Source organism: Streptomyces sp. G45 (assembly GCF_049542095.1).
In the GTDB taxonomy this organism is placed as follows: Bacteria; Actinomycetota; Actinomycetes; order Streptomycetales; family Streptomycetaceae; genus Streptomyces.
On record NZ_JBMUZU010000001.1, the window covers coordinates 7,208,078 to 7,232,176 of the forward strand.

The following is a 24,099-nucleotide window of genomic DNA, read 5'->3' on the forward strand; positions in this document are numbered from 1 at the left end:
CGGCACGGAAGCTACGGGGGACACCGTCCAGTGAGAGCCCAGTGAGAACCGCCCTCGTCATCGGCACCGGCCTCATCGGCACCTCCGCCGCCCTGGCCCTGGCCCGCCGGGGCGTGGCCGTCCACCTCGCCGACCACGACTCCGAGCAGGCCCGCACGGCCGCCGCGCTCGGCGCCGGGACGGCGGGGGAGCCCGAGGGCCCGGTGGACCTGTGCGTGGTCGCGGTGCCGCCCGCGCACGTCGCCGCGACCCTCGCCGACGCCATGCGCCGCGGCCTGGCCCGCGGCTATCTGGACGTGGCGAGCGTCAAGGGCGGCCCGCGCCGCGAGCTGGAGGCGCTCGGCCTGGACCTGACGCCGTACATCGGCACGCACCCCATGTCGGGCCGTGAGCGCAGCGGCCCCCTCGCCGCGTCCGCCGACCTCTTCGAAGGGCGCCCCTGGGTACTCACGCCCACGCGGGACACCGACACCGAGGTGCTGAACCTGGCGCTGGAACTGGTCGCGCAGTGCCAGGCCGTCCCGGTGGTGATGGACGCCGACGCCCACGACCGGGCGGTCGCGCTGGTCTCGCACATGCCGCACCTGGTCTCCAGCATGGTCGCGGCCCGCCTGGAGAACGCCGAGGAGTCGGCGGTGCGGCTGTGCGGCCAGGGCATCAGGGACGTCACCCGCATCGCCGCCTCCGACCCGCGCATGTGGATCGACATCCTGTCCGCCAACCCCGGCCCGGTCGCCGACCTGCTCGCGGACGTCGCCGCCGACCTGGAGGAGACCGTCACCGCGCTGCGGGGCCTCGCGTCGGCCGACCAGACCAAGCGGGCCGAGGGCGCCGCGGGCGTGGAGCAGGTGCTGCGGCGGGGGAACGCGGGGCAGGCCCGGGTGCCCGGCAAGCACGGCTCGGCGCCGTCCGCGTACGAGGTCGTGGCGGTCCTCATCAACGACCAGCCGGGCCAGCTCGCCCGGATCTTCGCCGACGCCGAGGCCGCCGGGGTCAACGTCGAGGACGTCCGCATCGAGCACGCCACGGGCCAGCAGGCCGGTCTGGTGCAGCTCATGGTGGAGCCCGCGGCGGCCGGGCCGCTGGCGGCCGCGCTGCGGGAGCGGGGCTGGGCCCTGCGGCAGTGACCGCCCCGGTGGGGACGCCCGGACGGCGGGGCTCGGAAGCCAGTAACCTTGTGCGGGGCGTCGTACGCGTCCCGCACCCCGACCCGCGCCCCGAGAAAGGCACCCGCAGCCCGTGGAAACCGTGGAAAACAGCGCCGCAGGCACCGTGATCGTCGCCATCGACGGGCCCTCCGGCACGGGCAAGTCCAGCACCTCCAAGGCCGTCGCGGCGCAGCTCGGCCTGAGCTACCTGGACACCGGTGCCCAGTACCGGGCGATCACGTGGTGGATGGTGCACAACGGCATCGACCTCACCGACCCGTCCGCGATCGCCGCGGTCGCCGCGAAGCCGGAGATCGTGTCCGGCACCGACCCGTCCGCGCCGACGATCACGGTGGACGGCACGGACGTCGCGGGCCCGATCCGCACGCAGGAGGTCACCTCCAAGGTGTCCGCGGTCTCCGCCGTCCCGGAGGTGCGCGCGCGCATCACCGAGCTGCAGCGCTCCATCGCCGCCGCGGCCACCGGCGGCATCGTCGTCGAGGGCCGGGACATCGGCACCACGGTCCTGCCCGACGCCGACCTGAAGATCTTCCTCACCGCGTCGCCGGAGGCCCGTGCCGCCCGCCGCTCCGGCGAGCTGAAGGGCGCCGACGTCAACGCCACGCGCGAGGCCCTGATCAAGCGGGACGCCGCCGACTCCAGCCGCAAGACGTCGCCGCTCGCCAAGGCCGACGACGCCGTCGAGGTGGACACCACCGAGCTCACGCTCCAGCAGGTCATCGAGTGCGTCGTCACCCTCGTTGAGGAGAAGCGGGCCGGGAAGTGACCGCAGCGGCATCCGAGCGCGGCGCCGAGGTCGGACGGCGCATCGGCGTCGGCCTGATGTACGGCCTGTGGAAGCCGCGGGTGCTCGGTTCCTGGCGGGTCCCGGCGAGCGGCCCGGTGATCCTCGCCGTGAACCACTCGCACAACCTCGACGGCCCCATGGTCATGGGCGTCGCGCCCCGCCCGGCGCACTTCCTGATCAAGAAGGAGGCGTTCGTCGGGCCGCTCGGTCCGTTCCTGCACTCCATCGGGCAGATCGAGGTCGACCGGTCCACGGCCGACCGCACCGCGATCACCGACGCCCTGGCCGTCCTGGAGGGCGGCGGGGTCCTCGGGATCTTCCCGGAGGGCACCCGGGGCGACGGCGACTTCGCGTCGCTGCGCGCCGGGCTCGCGTACTTCGCGGTGCGCTCGGGGGCGCCGATCGTGCCGGTGGCGGTCCTCGGCAGCACCGAGGGGCGCAGCCGCCTGGTACGGCATCTGCCGCCGCTGCGCGCCCGCGTCGACGTCGTCTTCGGAGACCCCTTCGAGGCGGGCGACGGCACGGGGCGGCGTACGCGCAAGGCGCTGGACGAGGCGACCGTGCGCATCCAGGAGAAGCTGGCCGCCCACCTGGAAAACGCCAGGCGCCTCACCGGGCGCTGAGTAAGACTTTCAGTAGTGGCCTGTCGTACGACGGGTCACCGATCACCACGATGAACGACGAGGTACGGACTTCATGAACGACCAGAACCAGCCCGAGGACGCGGGCTCGGCGGAGCACGTCGAGCACGACCACGGTGCGCTTGGCGACGCCGAGTACGCGCAGTTCATGGAGCTCGCCGCCGAAGAGGGCTTCGACGTCGAGGACGTCGAGGGCGCCATCGAGGCGGCCGGGCACGGCCCGCTGCCGGTCCTCGCCGTCGTCGGCCGCCCGAACGTGGGCAAGTCGACGCTGGTGAACCGCGTCATCGGCCGCCGCGAGGCCGTCGTCGAGGACAAGCCGGGCGTGACCCGCGACCGGGTGACGTACGAGGCCGAGTGGGCCGGGCGCTGCTTCAAGGTCGTCGACACCGGCGGCTGGGAGCAGGACGTCCTCGGCATCGACGCGTCCGTCGCCGCCCAGGCGGAGTACGCGATCGAGGCGGCGGACGCCGTCGTCTTCGTCGTGGACGCCACGGTCGGCGCCACCGACACCGACGAGGCCGTGGTGCGCCTGCTGCGCAAGGCGGGCAAGCCCGTCGTGCTGTGCGCCAACAAGGTCGACGGGCCGAGCGGCGAGGCGGACGCGGCGATGCTGTGGTCCCTCGGCCTCGGCGAGCCGCACCCGGTCTCCGCGCTGCACGGCCGCGGCACCGGCGACATGCTGGACGCCGTCCTGGAGGCGCTGCCCGAGGCGCCCGCGCAGACCTTCGGCACGGCCGTCGGCGGCCCGCGCCGCATCGCCCTCATCGGCCGCCCGAACGTCGGCAAGTCCTCCCTGCTGAACAAGGTCGCGGGCGAGGAGCGCGTCGTCGTCAACGAACTGGCGGGCACCACCCGCGACCCGGTCGACGAGCTGATCGAACTGGGCGGCGTCACCTGGAAGTTCGTCGACACGGCGGGCATCCGCAAGCGCGTCCACCTCCAGCAGGGCGCCGACTACTATGCCTCGCTGCGCACGGCCGCCGCCGTGGAGAAGGCGGAGGTCGCGGTCATCCTCATCGACGCCAGCGAATCCATCAGCGTCCAGGACCAGCGCATCGTCACGATGGCGGTGGAGGCGGGCCGCGCGGTCGTCCTCGCGTTCAACAAGTGGGACACCCTCGACGAGGAGCGCCGCTACTACCTGGAGCGGGAGATCGAGACGGAGCTGGGCCAGGTGGCCTGGGCGCCGCGCGTGAACGTGTCGGCGCGCACCGGGCGGCACATGGAGAAGCTGGTCCCGGCGATCGAGACGGCCCTCGCGGGCTGGGAGACGCGCGTGCCGACGGGCCGTCTGAACGCGTTCCTGGGCGAGCTGGTCGCCGCCCACCCGCACCCGGTCCGGGGCGGCAAGCAGCCGCGCATCCTGTTCGGCACGCAGGCGGGCACCAAGCCGCCGCGGTTCGTCCTGTTCGCCTCGGGCTTCATCGAGCACGGCTACCGCCGCTTCGTGGAGCGCAGGCTGCGCGAGGAGTTCGGCTTCGAGGGCACGCCGATCCATATCTCGGTGCGGGTGCGCGAGAAGCGCGGCCAGAAGAGCCAGAAGAAGTAGCCGCCGTACGCGGTGACGCCGCCGCCCGCGGCCACGGCGTGCCGATGCCCGGCCTTCCCACGGGGGAGGGCCGGGCATCGGCGTTCGGGGGGCGGCCGGTCAGCCGCGGCGCGGGCCCGGGGGGAGCGCGGCCGGGAACAGGTGGCCGTAGCCGTGGTGGTCGGCCTGGCTGGGCTGGCCGTACCGGGCGACGTGGAAGCCGGGCTGGCGGGGGTCGTGCCGGGGGGTGTGGTGGCGGGGGTCGGGGCGGCCGTGCTGGGTGCCGTAGGGCCCGGGGCCGAAGCCGGTGAACCTCAGCTCCTCCTCGCCGGTCCGGTCGCCGGGCAGGGCCCGGAACGCCCTGAGGTACTCGGAGTACAGCGCGTCGTAGATCGGCGTGGCCGAGGCGGGCGCCATCGTGTCCTGCGCGGCGCGCATGGAGGGGATGGGGCTCTGGTACGGCCGGTGGTGTGAGGGCTCGTATACGTGCACGTCAGTGCCAACGAGGCGGGGGGCCGTCGGGATGCGGGGGCCGCGCCCGCATTTGTCCGGGGTCCTCCTGGGTGTCCGCCCGGTGGAGCGGTGCCCGGCGCCCACCGCCACGGCACCGCCCCCGCGGCCACGGCGCGCGGCGACGGCGGTCACGTGCCTGCCAGGGGCATGGTGCCCGCTACCAGCTGGCCCTGGGACGCCGCGCGGTCCAGGGCGTCGCGCAGCAGGTCCTCGCGGGGCTGGCGGCCGATGGCGCCCGCGGGGGCCGCGAACAGCAGCGCGGACTGGTACTTGGTGGCGGCGGTGCGCCAGGCCTCGGTGACCTGGAGCGGCTGGTGGGCCTGCCACCAGGCGACCTGCGGGCCGCCGCCGGTGCCGGGCTGGAGGATGGCGTGCAGCTGGCCCATGGCGAGCAGCACCGACCAGCCGTGCAGCGTCGGCGGGACGCCGGCGAGCGACGTCACCGGCATGAAGCCGTGCTCGATGAGCAGCGGCAGGAAGTCGTCGCCGCCGCCGGGCGCGGCGCCGGGGCGGGCGATGGGTCCGGTCGGCTCGACGACGAGGGCGGGGCGCAGCTCGCCCTCGATCAGGACGAGGCCGCTGGTGACGCCGAGCACGGCGTGGTCGGGGGCGGCGTCCGGCGCGGCGGCGGCCGTGGCGTCCTCGCCGGTGATGGACCGCACGGCGCCCTGGAGCTGCTCCTCGGAGACCTCGACGATCTGGGACGGCAGGCAGGCGGCGTGGGCGAAGGCGAGCACGGCGGTCTCGTCGCCGACGAACAGGACCGTGCTGGTGCGCTCGCGCTCCGAGTCGCCCGGCGTCCGGCACGACGTGCAGTCGTAGGCGCCCGGGGCGTTCTCTCCGGCGAGCAGGCGGTCGGCTTCTTCATCGCCGATCTCGGCGCGTACCTCGTCGCTGAGGTCGAGCATGCGCGGCACGGGTGGCTCCTCGGGATCGATGCGTGGGTGGTCCGGGTGGTGCCCGGCTCATAAAGGAGACAACGGGCGATCAGTGGCACAAGTCACGCGCGGGAGGGCATGGGATTGAACGATCCGCAGCGGAGCGTGAGAATGCGCCCGGAATTCGTCACTCCGCGCCAACGACTGCGGGGCGCAAGGGAGTTGACGCGGTGAAGTGAGTCACAGATCCCCGGGCGGGCGGGGAGGTAAATGCGGACATCTATGGAGAAAGCGGGTGTCCGAAAATCGATGATACCCGCAGTAACAGTCAACTGGCCTGGAATGACAAGGAGTCGGTTGATATCAGGGCGAGCGGGCTCCTAGATTCCACCGCCGTGTGCAACGAGCACCGCTCGGGCACGCCCGCCGATCGCACCACCGAGCTGTTCCGAACCACGGTGCGGCCAAGCGACACCCTCGGCGGGCGGGGCTCGGCGGCACCCGGCGCCGGATGCGTGCGGGGCCGCGGAGCCCGGGGGAGCCCGGGTCCTTGGAGAGGGAAAGTCATGTCCGATCGTCCCCAGTACCTTCGCAAGACCGCAGTGATCGGCGGCGCCGCGCTCCTCGCCCCGCTGGGACTGCTTGCCGCGACCGGTCAGGCCGCCGCGGACAGCGGAGTATGGGACCGGATCGCCCGCTGCGAGAGCGGCGGCAACTGGCAGATCAACACCGGCAACGGCTACTACGGCGGACTCCAGTTCTCCGCCGGTACCTGGCGCGCGTACGGCGGCACGGCCTACGCGCCGACCGCCGACAAGGCGTCCAAGGCGCAGCAGATCGCCATCGCCGCCAAGGTCCAGCGCGCCCAGGGCTGGGGGGCCTGGCCGTCCTGCTCCGCCCGCGCCGGTGCGTCCGGCGCGGCGCCGGGGCGGCCGCCCCGCAGCCCGCGCCCCGGTCCACGGCACCCCGGCAGGCCGTGCCGAAGCCCGTCAAGCAGTACCGCGCGCCCGGCCACAGCGACCGGAGCAACCAGCGCACCGCGCCCGGCGGCCACGGCAACCACACCGTGCGCCAGGGCGACACGCTCAGCCGCATCGCGGCCGCCCACGGCACCTCCTGGCAGCGGGTCTTCGCCGCCAACCGGGCCGTCATCGGCGGTGATCCGAACGTGATCGTGCCGGGCCAGCGCCTGACGGTCTGAGCCGACCCCGTCCCCGCGCCGCCGCCGACGCGCCGTCGGCCGCGGAGCACGCACGCGCGGCCCCGCCCCGTCCGCCGACCGGGTGGGGCCGCGCCCGTGACGGCGCGTCACGGCCGGGGCCCGCGCGGGCCCTGCGTAACGTGGCCCGATGCACTCGACGCACCCGATGGACTCGCGGCCCCGCAACCGGCCGCGGTCCGTGACGCTGCTCGCCGCCGCGGCCCTGTCCCTGGGCGCGGCGGCCGTGGACGCGCCGTCGGTCACCGCGGCGCCGCCACCCCCACGGCCCGGCGCACCCGCCACCGCGTACGTCTCCATGGGCGAATGCACCCGCGCCAAGGGGCCGTGGGCCTGCCTCGCCCAGTGCGAGAGCAGCGGCCGGTGGCAGATCAACACCGGCAACGGCTACTACGGCGGGCTCCAGTTCAAGCAGTCCACCTGGGAGGAGCACGGCGGGCTCGCGTACGCGCCCCGCGCGGACCTCGCCACCCGCGACGAACAGATCAAGGTGGCCCGCAAGGTCCTGCTCAACCAGGGCTGGGGCGCCTGGCCGGTCTGCTCGAAGAAGGTCAAGGAGGCCGACCTCGCCGACGACGCGCTGCGGCCCGAGCGGCGCACCCACGTGGTGAAGGCGGGCGAGACCCTCAGCTCCCTCGCCCGGCGCTACCGCGTCAAGGGCGGCTGGAAGGCCCTCTACCAGGCCAACCGGCGCGTGATCGGGCCGAAGCCGGACCGCCTGGCCGTGGGGACGGTCCTCGTCATCCCGGCGAAGTGAGCGGCCCCCCGCCGGGGCCCCGCCCGGCGCGGTCGGCGCGGTTCACGTGCTCGGCGGCCTCCCCGCTGAACACCACCGCGCCGCGGCGCAGCTCGTGCACCACCACCGTCCGGCCCGCGCGCCTGCGCAGCCCGGACGGCAGGTGCTGCTCGGCGACCACCACGCACGCGGGCAGCGCCGCGAGGAGGCCGTACGTACGCCGCGCCACCTCCGGCGCCATGCCCTGCACGGGCTCGTCGACCAGGACCGCGCGGGCCCCGGCCAGCAGGGCGCGGGAGACCGCCAGCATGCGCTGCTCGCCGCCGGAGAGCGTGCCCGCGCGGCGGGCGAGCAGCGGGCCCAGCTCCGGGTACGCCGCGAGGGCCGGGGCGATTCCGGTGTCGGCGCCCGCCAGCTCCAGGTTCGCGCGGACGGTGAGCGAGCCGAACACCGCCCGCCGGTCCGGCACGAAGCACACGCCCCGGCGGGCGCGCTCGTGCGCGGCGAGCCGGGTGACGTCCACGCCCTCCCACACGACGGCGCCCCCGGACAGCGGCACCGCGCCCGCGAGGGCGCGCAGCGCGGTGGTGCGGCCGGAGCCGTTGCGGCCGAGCAGCACCGTCAGGCCCGGCGCGGGCGCGGCCAGGCTCACGCCGTGCAGCGCCTCAAGGGGGCCGTAGCGCACGCGGGCGGCGCGCAGTTCGAGGGTGCTCACGGGGGCGTCCCGCCGTCGAGGACCTCGTGCGCCGGGCCCGACGCGACGATCCGGCCCGCCGTCAGCACGTGCACCGTGTCGGCGAGGCCCGCCACCAGGTCCAGGTCGTGCTCCACCACCAGCAGCGCGGTGCCGTCCGCGGCGAGGGCGCGCAGGATCCGGGCGAGCGCGGCCACTTCGGCGGTGTCGAGGCCCGCGGCGGGCTCGTCCAGGAGCAGCACGTACGGGTCGCCCGCCAGGGCGCGGGCCAGCTCGACGCGGCGCAGCGTACCGGTGGGCAGCCCGGCGGCCGGGCGGTCGCGCACGCCCTCCAGGCCGAGGAGCCGCAGCGCCCGCTCCGGCGCCGCCGGGTCGCGCACCCGCCCCTGCTCGGCGCCCACCCGCACGTTCTCGGCCACGGTCAGCGTCGGGAAGACGGCCAGCTGCTGGAAGGTCCGCGCCACCCCGATACGGGTCCGCGCGTGTGCCGGGAGCCGCGTGATGTCCCGCTCCCCGAACAGCACCCGCCCCCGCTGCGGCCGCAGCGTCCCGGCCAGACAGTGGAAGAGGCTGCTCTTCCCGGCCCCGTTGGGCCCGACGACGGCGGTGACCTGGCCGGGGGCCACGACGAGGGAGACGTCGTGGAGGGCGGTGAATCCGTCGTAGCTGAGGCGGAGGTGACGGGCACGGAGCGCGTCGTGCGCCACGCCGCGGGTGAGCCCCTTGGGGGCGGCCCCCTGCGGGGTGCGCCTCTTGGGCGTGGGCGGAGTCGTGCCGTCGCCCGTGTGGGCGGCTGGTCCGCCGGGCGGGCGCGTGGGGCCTCCCCGGTCCGAGCGGAGCCGGGAACCCGGGGACGGGAGGGCGCCGCCCGGCTGCCGGGTGCCCGCCGCCGAGGCGCCCGCCAGCGCCGGGGTCCCGGTCGCCAGGGCCGCCCTGACCCGAAGCCCCAGCGGAGTGAGCGAGGCGCGTCGGCGCAGCCGCCGGGTCGCCGCCCGCAGGGCCTCGTACGGCCCCCCGGGGAACCGCCCCACCAGGATGGCGAGGACCCCGATGACGGCGGCGGCGACCCCGCCCCGCGTCCCGGCGTCGAGCCCCACCAGCAGCGCGGCGGCCAGCAGCGCCCCCAGGAGGCTGTCCGCCCCGAGCACGACGACCGCCGCGAACCACAGCAGCCCGCGCACGGGGTCGTACGAGCCGGGGTCGAAGGCGCGCAGCCCCATCCCGAGCATGCCGCCGCCCAGGGCGGCCAGCGCGGCGCCGACGACGAACGCGGCGAGCTTCAGGCGGCGCACCGCCACCCCTGACGCCGCCGCCCCCGCCTCGTGGTCGCGCATCGCGGCCAGCGCGCGGCCGGTGCGGCCCCGGCGCAGCGCCGCCACCAGAAGCAGGGCGCCGCCGAGCAGGACCAGTTCGAGGAGGTAGTACGCGCGGTCGCCGCCGAAGCCGGACGGCCGGTCGAGGGTCAGGCCCGACGTGGCGTACGGCTGCGCGAACACGAAGCGGCTCACGCCGACGCCCACGGCGAACGTGGCGAGGGCGAGCGCCAGGCCGTGGCGGCTGATCGCGGGCCAGCCCGTGAGCAGGCCGAGGGGTGCGACCAGCAGCACGGCGACGCCCAGGGCGACGAGCGCGGGCAGCTCGGGCAGTCCGGGGAAGCGGCCGCTGGCGAGCAGCGCGGTGAAGAGGGCGCCGAGGCCCGCGTACGCCGCCTGGCCCAGCGAGATCTGGCCGCCCCTGCCGGTGACGACCACCAGGGAGAGCAGGATGACGCCGAGCGCCGGTACCTGCACGGACGTGGTGAGGTCCGAGCCCGCGAGGCCCAGCGGCAGCAGGAAGAGGACCACGGCCACTATCCAGGCGCCGGGCGGTGTCGGGACGCGGGCGGTGGCCGTGCGGGGCAGCGCGTCACCGGTGCCGATGCCCGGCAGGACCAGCGCGGCGACCAGCAGCGCCACCACGAACAGGTTGGCGCCGACCGCCTGGAGCAGCGGCTCGGCCCAGCCGGAGGGGTGCAGACGGGTCAGCTGGCTCTGGGCCACGCCGACGCCGAGCGCCACGGCGATCGCCACCGGCAGGTACCGCATCCGGGCCGCCACGGCGACGGCCACGACCTCCATCACCAGCAGCGGCATGCCGTACGGGTCGAGGCGGACGTACGGAGCGAGCAGCACGCCCGTCAGGCCCGCCGTGAACGAGCCGAACGCCCAGCCCGCCGAGGCCACGCGGTCCGCGTCGATCCCGGCGAGCACGGCGAGGCGGCGGTCGTCGACCACCGCGCGCAGCTCGCCGCCGAAGCGGGTGAACCGGGTGAGCGCCCACACGCCGAGCGCCAGTGCCACGGCGGCCGCGAGCTGGCCCCAGGGGTCCGCGGACACCAGCGTGGGCACGTCGTCGCGGGCGCCCTGCCCCCAGACGAGGGCGGCGCCGCCGACGAGCAGGACGAACACGCCGATCGACGCGACGAGCGTCTGCGCCGGGTCGCCGCCGAGGACGGCGAGCGGGCGGAACACGGCGGCTTCCAGGAGGAGGCCGAGGGCGGGCGCGACGACGAGCAGGGTGACCGCCGCGGCGAGCCAGAGCGGCCAGCCCCACGCGACGGTGCACTGGCGCAGCAGATAGGCGCAGACCATGGCGATGGCGCCGTGCGCGAAGTTGAGCACGCCGGTGGCGCGGTAGGTGACGATCAGTCCGATGCCGGTGAGGGCGGCGGCGCCGCCGACGGAGAGCCCGGCCAGGGTGAGGTCGTAGCTCAGGGACGCCACCGGGTCAGCCCTCCGGGTCCTGGGCGGCGGGGGACTCGTCCGGGGCGTCGGGCGTGGCGGCGCCCTTGTCGGTGCGGGTATCGGTGCCGGTGGTGTTCTGGGGCGGGGGCGGCGCGCAGATCGGGCACGGCGTCAGCGCCCCCTCCGCGAGGGCCACCGCGTCCACCGGGGCCGCCTCCGGCTTCCCCGCCACCAGCGGGCAGTCCGCGCGGTGCCACAGGGTGCCGCCGGGGACCGCCCGCAGCGCGTCGCTGGTCGCGACCGGGGCCGCCGCGCGCTCGGCGCGCACGGACGCCGGGTCCTGCCCCTCGACGGCGACGAGCAGCCCGTACAGCTCCTCCACGCGCGCCGCCGCGAGGGCGCTCCGGCCGTGGGCGAGCAGGATCGCGCCCGCGATGATCAGCGCGGCGCCGGGCACCGTGCACGACGCCAGATAGGGCAGCTGCCGCTCGGCGAAGCGCTCGCCGGAGATGCCGTACCAGCCGATCACGCACAGCACCGCGCCCGTGGCGAGCGCCGCGAAGGCCGCCCACAGCATGGGGTGCACCGCCCGCAGCCGGGCCGTGCGCGAGGCGGCGGGAGAGGTCATCCAGGCCCCCTGGGAGACGTCATGGGTCCGTGCGGGTCTGTTCATGTCCGTCGATGGCTTGCACTATGCCTTCTGGAAGCTGACCCTGAAAGCACCGGGCGCTGATGGCCCGGATCAACATCCGGTGGTGAGCCAGATGGTTCTCTGGACAGGTCCCAGGCGGGGGAGCGTTCCCCGGCGGGGAAGGGTGCGGAGCGCGGCGCTGGCGGCCGCCGCGGTCCTGCTGATCGCCCCGGCCGCCGTGGCCTGCGGAGACGACAGCGGGGGCGACGAGAGCAGCCCGCCGCCCGAGCCGTCCGTGGAGTCGAGCGCCCCGTCGCGCGCGGCCACCGCGCCCGCCGACCCGGCCGCCGCCGAGAAGGAGGTCCGGGAGAACTGGCAGAGGTTCTTCGACCCGAAGGTGTCCCTGAAGGACAAGGAGGCCGTCCTGGAGAACGGCCCCAGGATGCGGCAGGTGCTCCAGGCCTTCAGCGGCGACGAGCGCGGCAGGCAGGTCCAGGCGCGGGTCGCCAAGGTCGAGTTCACCTCCGCGAAGGAAGCCGACGTGACCTACGCGCTGACCCTGAAGGGCGCCACCGCGCTGCCCGGCGCCAGCGGCACCGCCGTGAACCAGGACGACACCTGGAAGGTGTCCGTCAAGACCCTGTGCGCGCTGGTGAAGCTGAGCGGCAATGCGTCGCCGGGCCCGGGCTGCTGAGGCCCGGGGCCGGGGGCGGGCCCTCGCGGCCGTGCTGACGGCGGCGGCGCTCCTGGCGAGCGCCGCCTGCGGCAGCCGCCTCCCGGAGAGCGACTTCGAGCGACGCCCGACCGGCGCGCCCCCGACGGCGGCGGCCCGCCCGTGCGGGTCGGCATCATCACCAGCGCCACCAGCCCCGTCGGCGGCTCCGCCTTCACCGGGCCGCGCGACGGCGCCAAGGCCTACTTCGCGCGGCTGAACGAGCGCGGCGGCATCGGCGGCCGCACGGTCGAGGTGCACACCTGCGACGACGGCGGCAGCGGCGTCGGCAACAACGACTGCGTGCACAAGCTCCTCGACGAGCAGAAGGTCGTCGCCCTGGTCGCCACCACCGTCCTGGACTACGCGGGCGCCTCCCGGGTGTCGAAGGCGGGCGTGCCCGACATCGGCGGCCAGCCCATCGGCTCCGCGTACGACGCCCATCCGCACCTGTACGGGATCTACGGCAGCCTCGCGCCCCGCGACGGCGAGACGGGCTGGGACGGGAAGCTGGTCGGCGGCACGGAGGTGTACCGCTACTTCAAGCGGGAGCAGGGCGCCCGCACGGCCGCCGTCGTCTCGTACAACCAGGCCGCGTCGGCCGCGTACGCCCGCCTGGTCAAGCGCGGCCTGGAGCGGGAGGGCTACAAGGTGGTCACCGAGCAGGTCGACTTCGCCCTGCCGAACTTCCGCGCTGCCGCGGCCGACCTCAAGGACCAGGGCGCCGACGTCGTCTTCGACGCGATGGACACGCACGGCAACGCGCGCCTGTGCGCGGCGATGGACGACGTCGGCGCCGACGTCACCGCGAAGGTCACCAACGTCCAGAACTGGTCGGCCTCCGTCGCCGACGACTACAAGGACGCGCCCCGCTGCCGCAACGCCCTGTGGGCGACGGGATCAAGCCGCAACTACGAGGACGCGGACCACCCGGCCGTGCGGGCGTTCCGCGCCGGGATGAAGGCGGCGGGCAAGGGGCCGGACGCGCTGTCCCAGTGGCAGTTGGAGGGCTGGGCGGCCGCCCTGTGGTTCACCGACGCCGCGAAGTCCTGCCTGGCTGCCGCGGCCGAGGTCACGAGCCGGTGCGTGGACCGCTTCATGGACCGCGGGAAGCCCTACGACGCGGACGGGCTGCTGCTGCCCGTGACGTACCAGCGGCGCGCCGAGCCGCCCGCGACCCGCAGGACGTGCGTGTCGGTGGCCCGCTGGAAGGACGACGAGGGCTGGGTCACACAGGGTGCCATGGATCGCACCTGTTTCACGGTGCCGCAGCTCTCCTACCAGCCATGATCGATGTACCCCCCAGGGAGTTCCGGGTTCCGGGTGTCGATCGGGCATCCCTTCGGAAACAAGACGTGAATCCGACCCAACCGTTGGCCTGAGATTCCCGTCTAACCCCTTGCTAGGCGGACGAGACGGACTGTCCGCAGGGAAGCGCGGAATACGGGTACGTATGCATATCTCTTTCCTGATTCACAACGCTTACGGGATCGGAGGGACGATCCGGACCACATACAACCTGGCCAACACGCTGGCGGAGCAGCACGACGTGGAGATCGTCTCGGTCCTGAGGCACCGGGACGAGCCCGTCTTCGCGCCTGACCCGCGCATCAGACTGAGCCACCTCGTCGACATCAGGAAGGACGCCCCCGGCTACGAGGGCGACAGCGAGGCCCACCGCACGCCCGCCCGGGTCTTCCCCAGCGCCGAGGGGCGCTACGCCCAGTACAGCGCCCTGACCGACGAGCGCATCGCCGCCCACCTCGGGGCCCTCAGGGCCGACGTGGTCGTCGGCACCCGGCCCGGTCTGAACGTGCACATCGCGCGCCAGACCCGGCGCGGCGTGCTGCGCGTCGGCCAGGAGCACCTCACGCTCGACAGCCACACCAAGGAGCTGCGCCTCCAGCTGCGCCGGGTCTACCCGCGCCTGGACGTCCTCACCACCACCACCGAGGCCGACGCGGAGGCCTACCGCAAGCGGATGCGGCTGCCCGGCGTGCACGTCCAGGCCGTGCCGAACCCGGTGCCCGCCCCCGGCATCGAGCCCGCCGACGGCTCCCACAAGTGGGTCGTCGCGGCCGGTCGGCTCGCCCCGGTCAAGCGGTACGACCTGCTGATCCGCGCCTTCGACACGGTCCGCCGCGAGCGGCCCGACTGGCGCCTGCGGATCTACGGCGGCGGCAAGCAGAAGGACAAGCTGCGCAGGCTCATCGACGACCTCGGCCTGTACAACCACGTGTTCCTCATGGGGCCCGCCCACCCCATCGAGCCGGAGTGGGCCAAGGGCTCCATCGCGGCCGTCTCCTCCAACCTGGAGTCCTTCGGGATGACCATCGTCGAGGCGATGCGCTGCGGCCTGCCCGTGGTCTCCACGGACTGCCCGCACGGCCCGGGCGAGATCATCTCCAACGGCGTCGACGGCCGCCTCGTGGAGGTCGGCAACGCCGACGCCATCGCGGGCGGACTGCTGGAGCTGATCAACGACGACGCGCTCCGCCAGCGCATGGCGGGCGCCGCGCTCAAGGACTCCGAGCGCTTCGACCCGACCCGCATCGCCGAGCGCTACGAGGCGATGTTCACCGGCATGCTCCAGCGCGGCGGCTCGCTGGGCGGCCGGATGCGCGGCTCGCTGCACCGCGCGCGCGGCGCCCTGCTCACCCGGGCGTACGCCGTTCGTGACGCCGGAAGGACCGCACCGACGAAGGGGCGCTTGGCATGACGGCCGTGTTCACGCGGGACACGAGAGACGGAGCGAGCGACGGCACCGGCGCCCGTGACCAGGCGCCCGCGCCGCGCGCCGACTGCATCGCCGACTCCGCGGGCGGGCTCACCTTCGACGTCACCGACCCCGGCGAGCGCGGCGCCGTCCACCTGCTGCTGCGGCTGCGGGACTCCGACCCCGCCGACGAGGTCCGGCTGCCGCTCACGCCGTCCGCCGACGGCCGCCTGCGGGCCGCGCTGCCCAGCAGCGTGGAGCTGGCCGAGGGCCGCTGGAACGCCTACGCCCTGGTCGAGGGCGGCGAGCCGCGCCGCCTCGTGCCCGGCGTCAACGACCTGCGCTCCCTCGTGGACCGCGCCCCCAGCGGCAGCCGCGGCCACGTCTCCGTGCGCATCCCCTACGCCACCAAGCAGGGCAACCTCTCCGTACGGAGCTGGGTGCGCGCCCCGCACGCCGAGGCCGGGGAGCTGGACATCACCGACGCCGGGCTGACGGGCCGGGCCCGCGTGTACGGCACGGAGCTGACCGCCGCCGCGTCCGTCGAGGCCGTGCTGCGCGCCGACCCCCAGCGGGTGGTCGCGGTCGAGGCGGCCCCGGAGCCGCCGGAGTTCACCTTCGCCCTGCGCTACGCCGACCTCGCCGACGGCGAGGGCCCCTGGGACCTGTGGCTGCGCCCCCGCGGTTCTGATGGGCCCCGGGTCCGCCTTGCCCGGCTCCTGGACGACGTGGCGGACAAGAAGCCGATCTTCACGTACCCGGTGACGCGGGTCGGGGGCGTGGAGGTCGGTCCGTACTACACGAACGACAACGACCTGTCCGTACGGGTGCGGGTGGTGGCCGGGGGCTGATCCTCGCGGGGCGCCCCTGACCCGCCCCTTTCCCGAAACCATGGGGCTGCCGCCCCCTGGCACCCCCGCCTTCATTGCCGCTTCGCGGCTCGTCCTCAAACGCCGGACGGGCTTGATTGTCGCGCTGCGCGCTCGCCCTCAAACGCCGGGCGGGCTTGATGTGGCGCTGCTCGTCCTCAAGTGTCGGATGGGCTGGGTGGCTCTCGTGGGAGGGGGGCTGAGGACAGGGGATGTCCGCAATGGGCGGGAGAATGGCCGCATGTTGGAGACCTCCGCACGGCTGCTCCGTCTTCTGTCCCTGCTTCAGGCGCACCGCGAGTGGTCCGGCGCCGACCTCGCCGAGAGGCTCGGCGTCACGCCCCGCACCATCCGCCGCGACGTCGACCGCCTGCGCGAGCTGGGCTACCCCGTCAACGCCAGCCCCGGCACCGGCGGCGGCTACCAGCTCGGCGCGGGGGCCGAGCTGCCCCGCTGCTCCTGGACGACGACGAGGCGGTCGCCGTCGCCGTCGGCCTGCGCACCGCCGCCGGGCAGGGCATCGAGGGCATCGGCGAGACCTCCGTACGCGCCCTCGGCAAGCTCGAACAGGTGCTGCCGCACCGGCTGCGGCGCCGCGTGAGCACCCTGAACGCGTTCACCGTGCCGATGCTGCACACCCCGCACGAGGAGCCGGTCGACTCCGCCGTCCTCACCGAACTGGCGGCGGTCTGCCGGGACTCCGAGCGGCTCCGCTTCGACTACCGCGACCACCACGGCAGTTCGAGCCGCCGCGTCGTCGAGCCGCACCGCCTGGTGTGCACCGAGCGCCGCTGGTACCTGGTCGCCTGGGACCTGGACCGCGACGACTGGCGCACCTTCCGCGTCGACCGGATCACGCCGAAGCCCCCGCACGGCCCGCGCTGCGCCCCGCGCACACCGCCCGCCGACGACCTCGCCGCGTATGTCTCGCGGGGCGTGTCCACGGGCGCGTACGCCGAGCGGTCCACGGTCCGCCTGTTCGTCTCCCTGGAGGAGGCCACGCGGCGGGTGCGGCCCCTGGACGGCACCCTGGAGGCCGAGACCGAGAGCACCTGCCTGCTGCGCACGGGGGCGGCCAGCCTGGAGTTCCTGGTCTTCCACGTGCTGTTCCTGGGCTTCGAGTTCGAGGTGGTCGAGCCCGTGGAGCTGCTCGACCGGATCGAGGCGGCCCGGGACCTGCTCAGCCGGGCCCTGGACCGGGGTGCTCCGTCTGCTCGTCCGGCGCCCGGAACGCCGCGTACCGCGGATGGTGCAGGTCGAACGCCGGGGACTCCGAGCGGATCCGGGGGAGCGTGACGAAGTTGTGCCGCGGCGGCGGGCAGGAGGTGGCCCACTCCAGGGAGCGGCCGAAGCCCCAGGGGTCGTCGACGTCGACCTTCTCGCCGTACTTGGCCGTCTTCCAGAGGTTGTAGAGGAACGGCAGCGTGGACAGGCCCAGCAGGAAGGCGCCGATGGACGAGATGGTGTTGAGCACCGTGAAGCCGTCGGCGTCCAGGTAGTCGGCGTACCGCCGGGGCATGCCCTCCGCGCCCAGCCAGTGCTGGACGAGGAACGTGGTGTGGAAGCCCACGAAGAGCGTCCAGAAGTGCATCTTGCCGAGGCGCTCGTCGAGCATCTTGCCGGTGAGCTTCGGCCACCAGAAGTAGAACCCGGCGAAGGTCGCGAAGACGACGGTGCCGAACACCACGTAGTGGAAGTGCGCCACCACGAAGTACGTGTCCGTGACGTGGAAGTCGATCGGCGGCGAGGCGAGCAGCACGCCGGTGAGGCCGCCGAACAGGAACGACACCAGGAAGCCGACCGCCCACAGCATGGGCGTCTCGAAGGACAGTGAGCCCTTGAGCATCGTGCCCGTCCAGTTGAAGAACTTCACGCCCGTCGGCACCGCGATCAGGAACGACATGAACGAGAAGAACGGCAGCAGCACCGCCCCGGTGGCGAACATGTGGTGCGCCCACACGACCACCGACAGGCCGGTGATGGCCATCGTCGCGCCGACCAGCGGCAGATACCCGAAGATCGGCTTCCGGCTGAACACCGGGATGATCTCGGTGATGATGCCGAAGAACGGCAGCGCGATGATGTAGACCTCCGGATGCCCGAAGAACCAGAAGAGGTGCTGCCACAGCAGCGCGCCCCGTTCTCCGAGGCGAAGACCAGGGAGTGGAAGCGCCGGTCGGCCTCCAGGACCAGCAGCGCGGCCGCGAGCACCGGGAACGCGATGAGCACCAGGATCGAGGTGAACAGCACGTTCCAGGTGAAGATGGGCATCCGGAACATCGTCATGCCGGGCGCCCGCATCCCGATGATGGTGGTCAGGAAGTTCACCGAGCCGAGGATCGTGCCGAAACCGGAGAGCGCGAGCCCCATGATCCACAGGTCGGCGCCGATGCCGGGCGTCCGCTCCAGGCTGTTGAGGGGCGCGTAGGCGAACCAGCCGAACGGCGCGGGCCCGCCCGGCACAAGCAGCGAGCCGAGCACCATCAGGCCGCCGAAGAGGAACAGCCAGTACGAGAGCATGTTCAGGCGGGGGAACGCCACGTCCGGCGCGCCGATCTGGAGCGGCATGATCTCGTTGGCGAAGCCCGCGAAGGTCGGGGTCGCGAAGAGCAGCAGCATGATCGTGCCGTGCATGGTGAACATCTGGTTGAACTCTTCGTTCGTCATGATCTGGAGACCGGGGCGGGCGAGTTCGGCGCGCATGAACAGCGCCATCACCCCGGCGATCAGGAAGAAGCCGAACGACGTGATCAGATAGAGGTGGCCGATCTTCTTGTGGTCGGTGGTGGTGAGCCAGTCGACGAGGATCCGCCCCGGCGACCGCTCGCGCGTCGGCCGCTCCTGTGCCGGTACCGTCTGCGTCCCCATCGCGTGCCCCTTCGCTGTCGCGTCCCGGGCTGCCCGAAGCACAGGCCATGATGCTCGCCGACTCCCGACTCCGACAGGGGGCGTACGGCGACGGGCGGCGCGGTGGGCGGGGGGCGCGCTCCCCGGCCGGGCCGCGGCCAGTGTTCTGGAACCATGAATTCCCTGTGTTCCCCGATGCGGTGTCAGCTCCCGCCGGGCGCCCGGTAATCACGAATGCGAGGGATCCGCAAAGGTTTTTCACGGGCGGCGGCCACGGTGTTCCCGCGCGCATTGAGGGAGCCGCCCGAAGGGATTTCCGGTGAGCGGTGAAGAGGCCCGGAAGTTCCCCTGAGTTCACCCCGAATTCGGCCGGGAGTGACCGGGAACCGCTCGTACGTGTGACGCGCCGAGGGCGAAACCCGCGTCGTGATCCTGTGACAGAAGCGTGACCAGAGAGGCACTGGTGACGGGTGGTACGTGCCGTTCCGGTACTCCCCGGACTTCCCCGGCGCGAACGCGCCGCCTAACGTGGCGCCCATGGCACCTCTACCGACACCCCCAGCGGAGCCCCAGGACGACCCGGCGGCCTATGTCGGCCTCGGCGCCGAGGAGGCGGAGCGCCGGGCCCGTGCGCGCGGCTGGTCCACCGTCAGATCGCTGGCGCCGGGCGCGTTCATCACCATGGAGTACCTGGCGGGGCGGCTGAACTTCGAGGTCGCGGACGGTACGGTGACGCGCTGCTGGAAGGGCTGAGCGCCCGTGCGCGAAGGCCCCGGTTCCCTCGCGGGGCCGGGGCCTTCGTGGTGCGGGAGTCAGGTGTGCGTACCGGTCCCGCGGCTGGGGGCGGGCGGGTCAGCCGCCCGCGACGGGCCGGGCCGACGCGCCGCGCACGCGCTCCGGGTGCGGGGGGCGGCGGGAGCCCGCGGGCGTGACCGGCGTGCGCTCGCAGCGGGCCGTGTGCGGGCCGGGCGCGAGGTAGGCCGGGGCGCGGGTGCGGGCGGCGGCGACGGGCTCGCGCAGGGGCGACTGGTCGCCGGGGCCCGGGGTCTTGCCCGCGGCCGTGCGCTGCGGGATCAGGGCCGGGGCCGGGGCCGGAGCCGGGGGGCGCCCGCGGGGCGCGGGGCGCGCAGGCGGTCGCGGACGCCGAGGATCCAGGCCTCGGCGCGGGTGGCCAGCGGCTCGAACCAGGGCAGCGCGAGCAGGATGAGCAGGCCCGCGGCCCAGCCGAGCAGGACGTCGCTCAGCCAGTGCGTGCCCAGGTAGACGGTGGTGAGGCCGACGCTCAGGGAGACCACGGCGGACACGGCCGACAGATAGCGGCGGGTCACCGGGGTGGAGGCGAGGTAGGCCAGGATTCCCCAGGTCACGACGGCGTTGGCGGTGTGGCCCGAAGGGAATATATCGCCGCCCTGCCACATCTCGTTCGAGCCGATCACGGTGGCGTAGTGCGGGCCGAGGCGGCCCATGCCGATCTTGGCGGCGCCGACCGTGGCGTTGAGCAGCAGCAGGGCCGTACCGAACATCAGCAGGGGGCGCAGGGTGTGCTGCCGCCAGGAGCGCCAGCCGAGCCAGGCGGCGACCATCACGGCGGTGGGGCCGCGCTGGCCGAGCACGACCCAGTAGTCCAGAAAGCCGTGCACCTGGGGCCACTGCTGGTAGGGCCGGAAGAACATGACCTGCCAGTCGAACCTGACCAGCCAGGAGGTGGCCAGGACGGCGACCACGATGGCGATATAGAAGGCCAGGGTCGCGCTGAACAGCACGACTCTGTGCCGACTCATCTTCGGCACATCGAGGTGAACCGGCCTCTCCGGCTCACGGTCAAGACGGGCGAAGAGCCGGTCCAGACGCGTCAGGTTTCGTTCGGTACGCACCCAATCGACGTTACAGCGAGTGAGCGTCCGACCCGGCCGAATCCCCGGGTTTGTGATGACGATGTGATGTGGCATTGATCTCAGCCCCCGGCTTATTCCTGCCGGAATGCCTATTCATTGAGGGCCGCTTTACCCATTCTCGTGATCGTTACTCTCGCGGTTTTGGGCGCCTTATGAATTCGTTCACCGGGAGCTGGGGTGGAATTCTCCGGGTGCTCACCGGCCGCTCGCCGGGCACTCACCGGGCCGCGCCGGAGCGGGCACGGATAAACGATCTTGGCGTGATCAGGGCGGCCCGGAACCGTTCAGCCAGAACGCCCCGTACACCGCGCTGAGCACCGCCGCACCGCCGAGCACCGCGGCCGACCTCGGCGTACGCAGCCGCGCGAGCGCCACGGCGAGCGGGAAGAGCAGCGGGAAGGCGGGCATCAGCAGGCGCGGCTTGGAGCCGAAGTAGCCCGCCGCGCACAGCGCGAGCACAAGCACGACCCCCGTGTAGACCAGCAGCGGCAGCGGCTGGCGCTGCCGCACCCCGACGACGTACAGCCAGATCAGCAGGCCGACCCCGACGATCAGGCCGAGCCCGGCGAGCGCGCCCGGCACGGAGGTGAACTTCGCCCCGATGAACTTCGCGAAGGCGTACCCGCCGTCGAAGCCGTTGCCCCAGCCCTCCTGCACGTCGAGGTAGCCGAAGAGGCCGCCGCCCGTGCGGTGCCCGACCCACAGCACGTACGCCGCCGCCCCGAGCGGGGCGAGCAGCGCGCCGAGCGCGAGCCGCCACTCGACCCGCCCCGCGCGGCGCACGGCCACGGCCGCCGCCGCCCACAGCGCCAGGACCACCGCCCCGCCCACCGGCCGGGTCAGGCCCGCGAGCGCCGCGAGCGCGCCCGCCGCCAGCCAGCGCCCGGTGAGCACCGCGTACAGCGACCAGGCGGCGAGCGCCGTGAACAGCGACTCGCTGTACGCCATCGACTGCACGACGCCGACGGGCAGCACCGCCCACAGCGCGACCGCGCACACCCCGGCCCTGCGCCCGTACACGTGGTCCGCCACGGCGAAGATCCCGGCCGCCGCGACCAGCGACGCCACCCAGCTCACCACCAGGCCCGCGTCCGCGTACCCCAGCGGCGTGAGCGCCGACACCGCCCGCTCCAGCCACGGCAGCAGCGGGAAGAACGCCAGGTTCGAGTGCACGCTGCCGTCGGGGAGCCGCACCTCCCAGCCGTAGCCGAACTCCGCGACGCGGGTGTACCACAGGGAGTCCCAGCGGGCGGTCAGGAGGGTGTGCGGACTCTTGCCGGTGCCGGCGCACCACGCGGCGAGCGCCGCGAGGCCGAGGGCTCGCACCGCCGCGTAGACGGCCAGCGCGGTCGCCGCCGGGCGCTTCGCATGATCGATCACCGGTTGATTATCCCCACCCGCCCGCCCTCACCTGGGGCTGCGCCCCAGGGCCCCTGCCCTCGTCTGGGGCTGCTCCCCTTTCCCCGCTCCGTTGGCGCTTCGCGCCTCGCCCTCGAACGCCGGGCGGGCTCTAGCGGTGTGCTGTATGCCACACGCTTCGGGCGCAACCTTGAGAGGTCCGCCACGCGCGGGGTGCGGGGACTCGCGTACGCTGACGGCCACTCGCTGTTCACAGGCGCCACAGCCGGACGACCGCATCCGCTCGGGTCCCGCTGGGGCCGCATGCGCGAGGCATCACTGGGAGGTAACGCACATGTCCGGGACGACCACGGCCGCCGCTCCATCCGGCCGTCGGACCCCCGGCGCGGGTGCCAACCGCTGGGTCGTGCTCGTCGTCCTCTGCGTCAGCCTGCTGCTGGTCGCCGTCGACGCCACCGTCCTGCACGTCGCCGTACCCGCCGTCACCGAGGACCTCAAGCCCGGCGCGATCGAGCTGCTGTGGATCGTGGACATCTATCCGCTGGTCTGCGCCTCGCTGCTCATCCTGTTCGGCACGCTCGGCGACCGCGTCGGCCGCAGACGCGTGCTGCTCCTCGGATACGGGCTCTTCGGCGTGGCCTCGGCCGTCGCGGCCCTCGCGGACACCCCGCACGTCCTGATCGCCGCCCGCGCGCTGCTCGGCGTCGGCGGCGCGATGATCATGCCCGCGACACTCTCGATCCTGCGCCAGGTCTTCCCCGACCGGCGCGAGCGGGCGCTCGCCATCGGCATATGGAGCGCCGTCGCCGCCGTCGGCGCGGCCGTCGGTCCGCTGCTCGGCGGCTTCCTGCTCGAACACTTCTGGTGGGGCTCGGTCTTCCTCATCAACATCCCGCTGATGCTGGTCAGCCTGCCCGTGGGCCGCTGGCTGCTGCCCGAGTCCACCGGGGAGCGCGACGGGCCCTGGGACGTCGTCGGCGCGCTGCTCGCCGCGGCCGGGCTCTTCGGCCTGGTCCTCGGCGTGAAGCGGCTCGGCGGCGGCGAGTCCCCGCTGGGCGCGACCACGCTCCTCTCGCTCGCCCTCGGCGTCGGCCTGCTCGTCGCCTTCGTCCGCCGACAGCGGCGGCGCGCCCACCCGCTGGTCGACCTGGCGATGTTCACGCGGCCCGCGTTCAGTACGTCCGTGGGGTGCATCGTCCTCGCGATGCTCGCCCTGGTGGGCCTGGAGCTGATAGCCGCCCAGTACCTCCAGCTCGTCCTCGGCCTGTCCCCGCTGGAGACCGGCCTCAGGCTGCTGCCGCTGACCATCGCCGCCATGGCCGCGGGCCTCGCCGGGTCCCGCATGCTCCAGCGGTTCGGGCCGCGCCGCATGGTCGCCTCCGGCTTCGCCCTCACCGCGCTCGCCGTCGTCGCCCTCACCGGCATGGGCGGCCAGGACAACGCCCCGCTCCTGCTCACCGGCTTCGTCCTGCTCGGCTTCGGCCTGGAGACCACGCTGTTCGGGGCGTACGAGTCGATGCTCAGCGAGGCGCCGCAGACGCAGGCCGGGGGTGCCGCCGCGATCGGCGAGACCTCCTACCAGCTGGGCGCGGGCATCGGCATCGCCCTGCTCGGCAGCGTCATGAACGCCGCGTACGCGCCGGGGCTGTCCTCCGTGCCCGGGGTGAGTGCCGCGCAGAGCTCGGCCGCGGGGCACTCGCTGGGGGAGGCCTACGAGGTCGCGGCGCGGCTCGGCGGGGGGCGCGGGGAGGCGCTGCGGGTCGCCGCGCGGGACGCCTTCGTGCACGGGCTGCATGTGACGCTGCTGGTGAGCGCGGGGCTGCTGCTGGCGGGGGCGCTGGCCGCGCTGCGGTTGCCGCGGCGGATGGAGTGCGGTGCGCCGTCCGGCGGGGGTGAGCCGGGGATGCCCGCGCCGCGCGACGGCGCGCCCCTCGCGGGGAGCGCCCGGAACTAGGGGCTGCTGCCCCTGGCGCCCCGCCGCCATCGGCGCTCCGCGCCTCGTCCTCAAACGCCGGACGGGCTGGGACCTGCCTTCTCGCCGTCGTCGGCGGGGGAAAGCCCGTCCGGCGTTTGAGGACGAGGCCGCCAGGCCGATGTCGGGGGTCCAGGGGGCGGAGCCTTATGGTTTCGGGAAAGGGGCGGGACGGGGGGCCACCCGGCAGGGAGCCACCCTGGACGG

Annotated in this window: 16 protein-coding genes and 5 pseudogenes; 13 read left to right on the top strand and 8 right to left on the bottom strand. The window is 74.0% G+C overall.

The features are described from left to right. Positions 1 to 41 precede the first annotated feature (41 nt). From ACOBQU_RS30600 to der, 4 genes are all read left to right on the top strand, one after another. On the top strand, positions 42 to 1,127 hold the full coding sequence (locus tag ACOBQU_RS30600; protein ID WP_423631498.1) for a prephenate dehydrogenase: 1,086 nt from the start codon (positions 42 to 44) through the stop codon (positions 1,125 to 1,127). 121 nt (positions 1,128 to 1,248) lie between these two features. Beyond that, on the top strand, positions 1,249 to 1,935 hold the full coding sequence (cmk, locus tag ACOBQU_RS30605; RefSeq protein WP_423634814.1) for a (d)CMP kinase: 687 nt from the start codon (positions 1,249 to 1,251) through the stop codon (positions 1,933 to 1,935). Between the two features lie 56 nt (positions 1,936 to 1,991). Then, positions 1,992 to 2,579, top strand: coding sequence for a lysophospholipid acyltransferase family protein (locus ACOBQU_RS30610; protein ID WP_423634816.1), 588 nt, complete (start codon positions 1,992 to 1,994; stop codon positions 2,577 to 2,579). A 73-nt stretch (positions 2,580 to 2,652) separates the two neighbouring features. After that, positions 2,653 to 4,149: a ribosome biogenesis GTPase Der gene (gene der, locus ACOBQU_RS30615; protein WP_423631500.1), complete on the top strand. Its 1,497-nt coding sequence runs from the start codon at positions 2,653 to 2,655 to the stop codon at positions 4,147 to 4,149. A gap of 99 nt (positions 4,150 to 4,248) precedes the next feature. Here der and ACOBQU_RS30620 read toward each other — a convergent pair whose 3' ends face one another. Together ACOBQU_RS30620 and ACOBQU_RS30625 are read right to left on the bottom strand one after the other, a co-directional pair. After that, positions 4,249 to 4,566: a hypothetical protein gene (locus ACOBQU_RS30620; protein ID WP_423631502.1), complete on the bottom strand. Its 318-nt coding sequence runs from the start codon at positions 4,564 to 4,566 to the stop codon at positions 4,249 to 4,251. 203 nt (positions 4,567 to 4,769) lie between these two features. After that, on the bottom strand, positions 4,770 to 5,558 hold the full coding sequence (locus ACOBQU_RS30625; protein WP_423631504.1) for a hypothetical protein: 789 nt from the start codon (positions 5,556 to 5,558) through the stop codon (positions 4,770 to 4,772). A 527-nt stretch (positions 5,559 to 6,085) separates the two neighbouring features. On the opposite strand from ACOBQU_RS30625, the pseudogene ACOBQU_RS30630 reads away from it, so the two are divergent. Then, positions 6,086 to 6,720: pseudogene (locus tag ACOBQU_RS30630) on the top strand (transglycosylase family protein). A gap of 148 nt (positions 6,721 to 6,868) precedes the next feature. Beyond that, positions 6,869 to 7,495: a transglycosylase family protein gene (locus ACOBQU_RS30635; RefSeq protein WP_423631506.1), complete on the top strand. Its 627-nt coding sequence runs from the start codon at positions 6,869 to 6,871 to the stop codon at positions 7,493 to 7,495. Here the strand turns inward: ACOBQU_RS30635 and ACOBQU_RS30640 are convergent. Genes ACOBQU_RS30640 through ACOBQU_RS30650 form a run of 3 tightly spaced genes read right to left on the bottom strand, consistent with a single transcriptional unit; the run spans position 7,479 to position 11,519 of the window. After that, positions 7,479 to 8,189, bottom strand: a complete 711-nt coding sequence (locus ACOBQU_RS30640; RefSeq protein ID WP_423631508.1) for an ABC transporter ATP-binding protein — start codon at positions 8,187 to 8,189, stop codon at positions 7,479 to 7,481. The two genes, ACOBQU_RS30635 and ACOBQU_RS30640, sit on opposite strands and share 17 nt — an antisense overlap. After that, positions 8,186 to 10,930 carry an ABC transporter permease subunit gene (locus ACOBQU_RS30645; protein WP_423631510.1) on the bottom strand — a complete coding sequence of 915 codons (2,745 nt, stop codon included), beginning with the start codon at positions 10,928 to 10,930 and terminating at the stop codon, positions 8,186 to 8,188. The genes ACOBQU_RS30640 and ACOBQU_RS30645 overlap by 4 nt, the downstream gene beginning before the upstream one ends. A 4-nt stretch (positions 10,931 to 10,934) precedes the next feature. Then, the gene (locus tag ACOBQU_RS30650) at positions 10,935 to 11,519 is read right to left on the bottom strand and encodes a hypothetical protein (protein WP_423631512.1); all 585 of its coding nucleotides are present in this window, start codon (positions 11,517 to 11,519) and stop codon (positions 10,935 to 10,937) included. A 136-nt stretch (positions 11,520 to 11,655) separates the two neighbouring features. Between ACOBQU_RS30650 and ACOBQU_RS30655 the strand changes: the two genes are divergently transcribed. The 5 genes and pseudogenes from ACOBQU_RS30655 to ACOBQU_RS30675 all read left to right on the top strand — a co-directional run bounded on the left by ACOBQU_RS30655 (position 11,656) and on the right by ACOBQU_RS30675 (position 17,115). Continuing rightward, positions 11,656 to 12,216, top strand: coding sequence for a hypothetical protein (locus ACOBQU_RS30655; RefSeq protein WP_423631514.1), 561 nt, complete (start codon positions 11,656 to 11,658; stop codon positions 12,214 to 12,216). Beyond that, positions 12,191 to 13,524: pseudogene (locus ACOBQU_RS30660) on the top strand (ABC transporter substrate-binding protein). Before ACOBQU_RS30655 ends, ACOBQU_RS30660 begins: the two are co-directional and overlap by 26 nt. A gap of 163 nt (positions 13,525 to 13,687) precedes the next feature. Then, positions 13,688 to 14,953 carry a glycosyltransferase family 4 protein gene (locus ACOBQU_RS30665; protein ID WP_423631516.1) on the top strand — a complete coding sequence of 422 codons (1,266 nt, stop codon included), beginning with the start codon at positions 13,688 to 13,690 and terminating at the stop codon, positions 14,951 to 14,953. Next, positions 14,950 to 15,801 (top strand): hypothetical protein, encoded by an 852-nt coding sequence (locus ACOBQU_RS30670; RefSeq protein ID WP_423631518.1) that lies wholly within the window; start codon positions 14,950 to 14,952, stop codon positions 15,799 to 15,801. Before ACOBQU_RS30665 ends, ACOBQU_RS30670 begins: the two co-directional genes overlap by 4 nt. A 259-nt stretch (positions 15,802 to 16,060) precedes the next feature. Continuing rightward, positions 16,061 to 17,115: pseudogene (locus ACOBQU_RS30675) on the top strand (helix-turn-helix transcriptional regulator). Here ACOBQU_RS30675 and ctaD read toward each other — a convergent pair. After that, a pseudogene (gene ctaD, locus ACOBQU_RS30680) lies at positions 17,000 to 18,687 on the bottom strand (cytochrome c oxidase subunit I). The pseudogenes ACOBQU_RS30675 and ctaD sit on opposite strands and share 116 nt — an antisense overlap. A 516-nt stretch (positions 18,688 to 19,203) precedes the next feature. Between ctaD and ACOBQU_RS30685 the strand changes: the two are divergent. Further along, complete coding sequence (locus ACOBQU_RS30685; protein ID WP_423631519.1) at positions 19,204 to 19,419, top strand: I78 family peptidase inhibitor; 216 nt, start codon at positions 19,204 to 19,206, stop codon at positions 19,417 to 19,419. Positions 19,420 to 19,518: 99 nt separating this feature from the next. Here ACOBQU_RS30685 and ACOBQU_RS30690 read toward each other — a convergent pair. Continuing rightward, a pseudogene (locus tag ACOBQU_RS30690) lies at positions 19,519 to 20,540 on the bottom strand (phosphatase PAP2 family protein). Between the two features lie 285 nt (positions 20,541 to 20,825). Then, the gene (locus ACOBQU_RS30695; protein WP_423631521.1) at positions 20,826 to 21,941 is read right to left on the bottom strand and encodes a glycosyltransferase family 39 protein; all 1,116 of its coding nucleotides are present in this window, start codon (positions 21,939 to 21,941) and stop codon (positions 20,826 to 20,828) included. 313 nt (positions 21,942 to 22,254) lie between these two features. Here ACOBQU_RS30695 and ACOBQU_RS30700 point away from each other — a divergent pair, with 313 nt between their 5' ends. Next, positions 22,255 to 23,874 carry an MFS transporter gene (locus ACOBQU_RS30700; RefSeq protein WP_423631523.1) on the top strand — a complete coding sequence of 540 codons (1,620 nt, stop codon included), beginning with the start codon at positions 22,255 to 22,257 and terminating at the stop codon, positions 23,872 to 23,874. Positions 23,875 to 24,099: the final 225 nt, after the last annotated feature.

Excerpts from the sequence above, each read along its gene's own strand:
- ACOBQU_RS30670 (WP_423631518.1), top strand. The coding sequence starts at position 14,950 with ATGACGGCCGTGTTCACGCGGGACACGAGAGACGGAGCGAGCGACGGC.
- der (WP_423631500.1), top strand. The coding sequence starts at position 2,653 with ATGAACGACCAGAACCAGCCCGAGGACGCGGGCTCGGCGGAGCACGTC.
- ACOBQU_RS30655 (WP_423631514.1), top strand. The coding sequence starts at position 11,656 with ATGGTTCTCTGGACAGGTCCCAGGCGGGGGAGCGTTCCCCGGCGGGGA.
- ACOBQU_RS30650 (WP_423631512.1), bottom strand. The coding sequence starts at position 11,519 with ATGACCTCTCCCGCCGCCTCGCGCACGGCCCGGCTGCGGGCGGTGCAC.
- ACOBQU_RS30685 (WP_423631519.1), top strand. The coding sequence starts at position 19,204 with ATGGCACCTCTACCGACACCCCCAGCGGAGCCCCAGGACGACCCGGCG.
- ACOBQU_RS30635 (WP_423631506.1), top strand. The coding sequence starts at position 6,869 with ATGCACTCGACGCACCCGATGGACTCGCGGCCCCGCAACCGGCCGCGG.
- ACOBQU_RS30620 (WP_423631502.1), bottom strand. The coding sequence starts at position 4,566 with ATGCGCGCCGCGCAGGACACGATGGCGCCCGCCTCGGCCACGCCGATC.
- ACOBQU_RS30700 (WP_423631523.1), top strand. The coding sequence starts at position 22,255 with ATGTCCGGGACGACCACGGCCGCCGCTCCATCCGGCCGTCGGACCCCC.
- ACOBQU_RS30610 (WP_423634816.1), top strand. The coding sequence starts at position 1,992 with ATGTACGGCCTGTGGAAGCCGCGGGTGCTCGGTTCCTGGCGGGTCCCG.
- ACOBQU_RS30665 (WP_423631516.1), top strand. The coding sequence starts at position 13,688 with ATGCATATCTCTTTCCTGATTCACAACGCTTACGGGATCGGAGGGACG.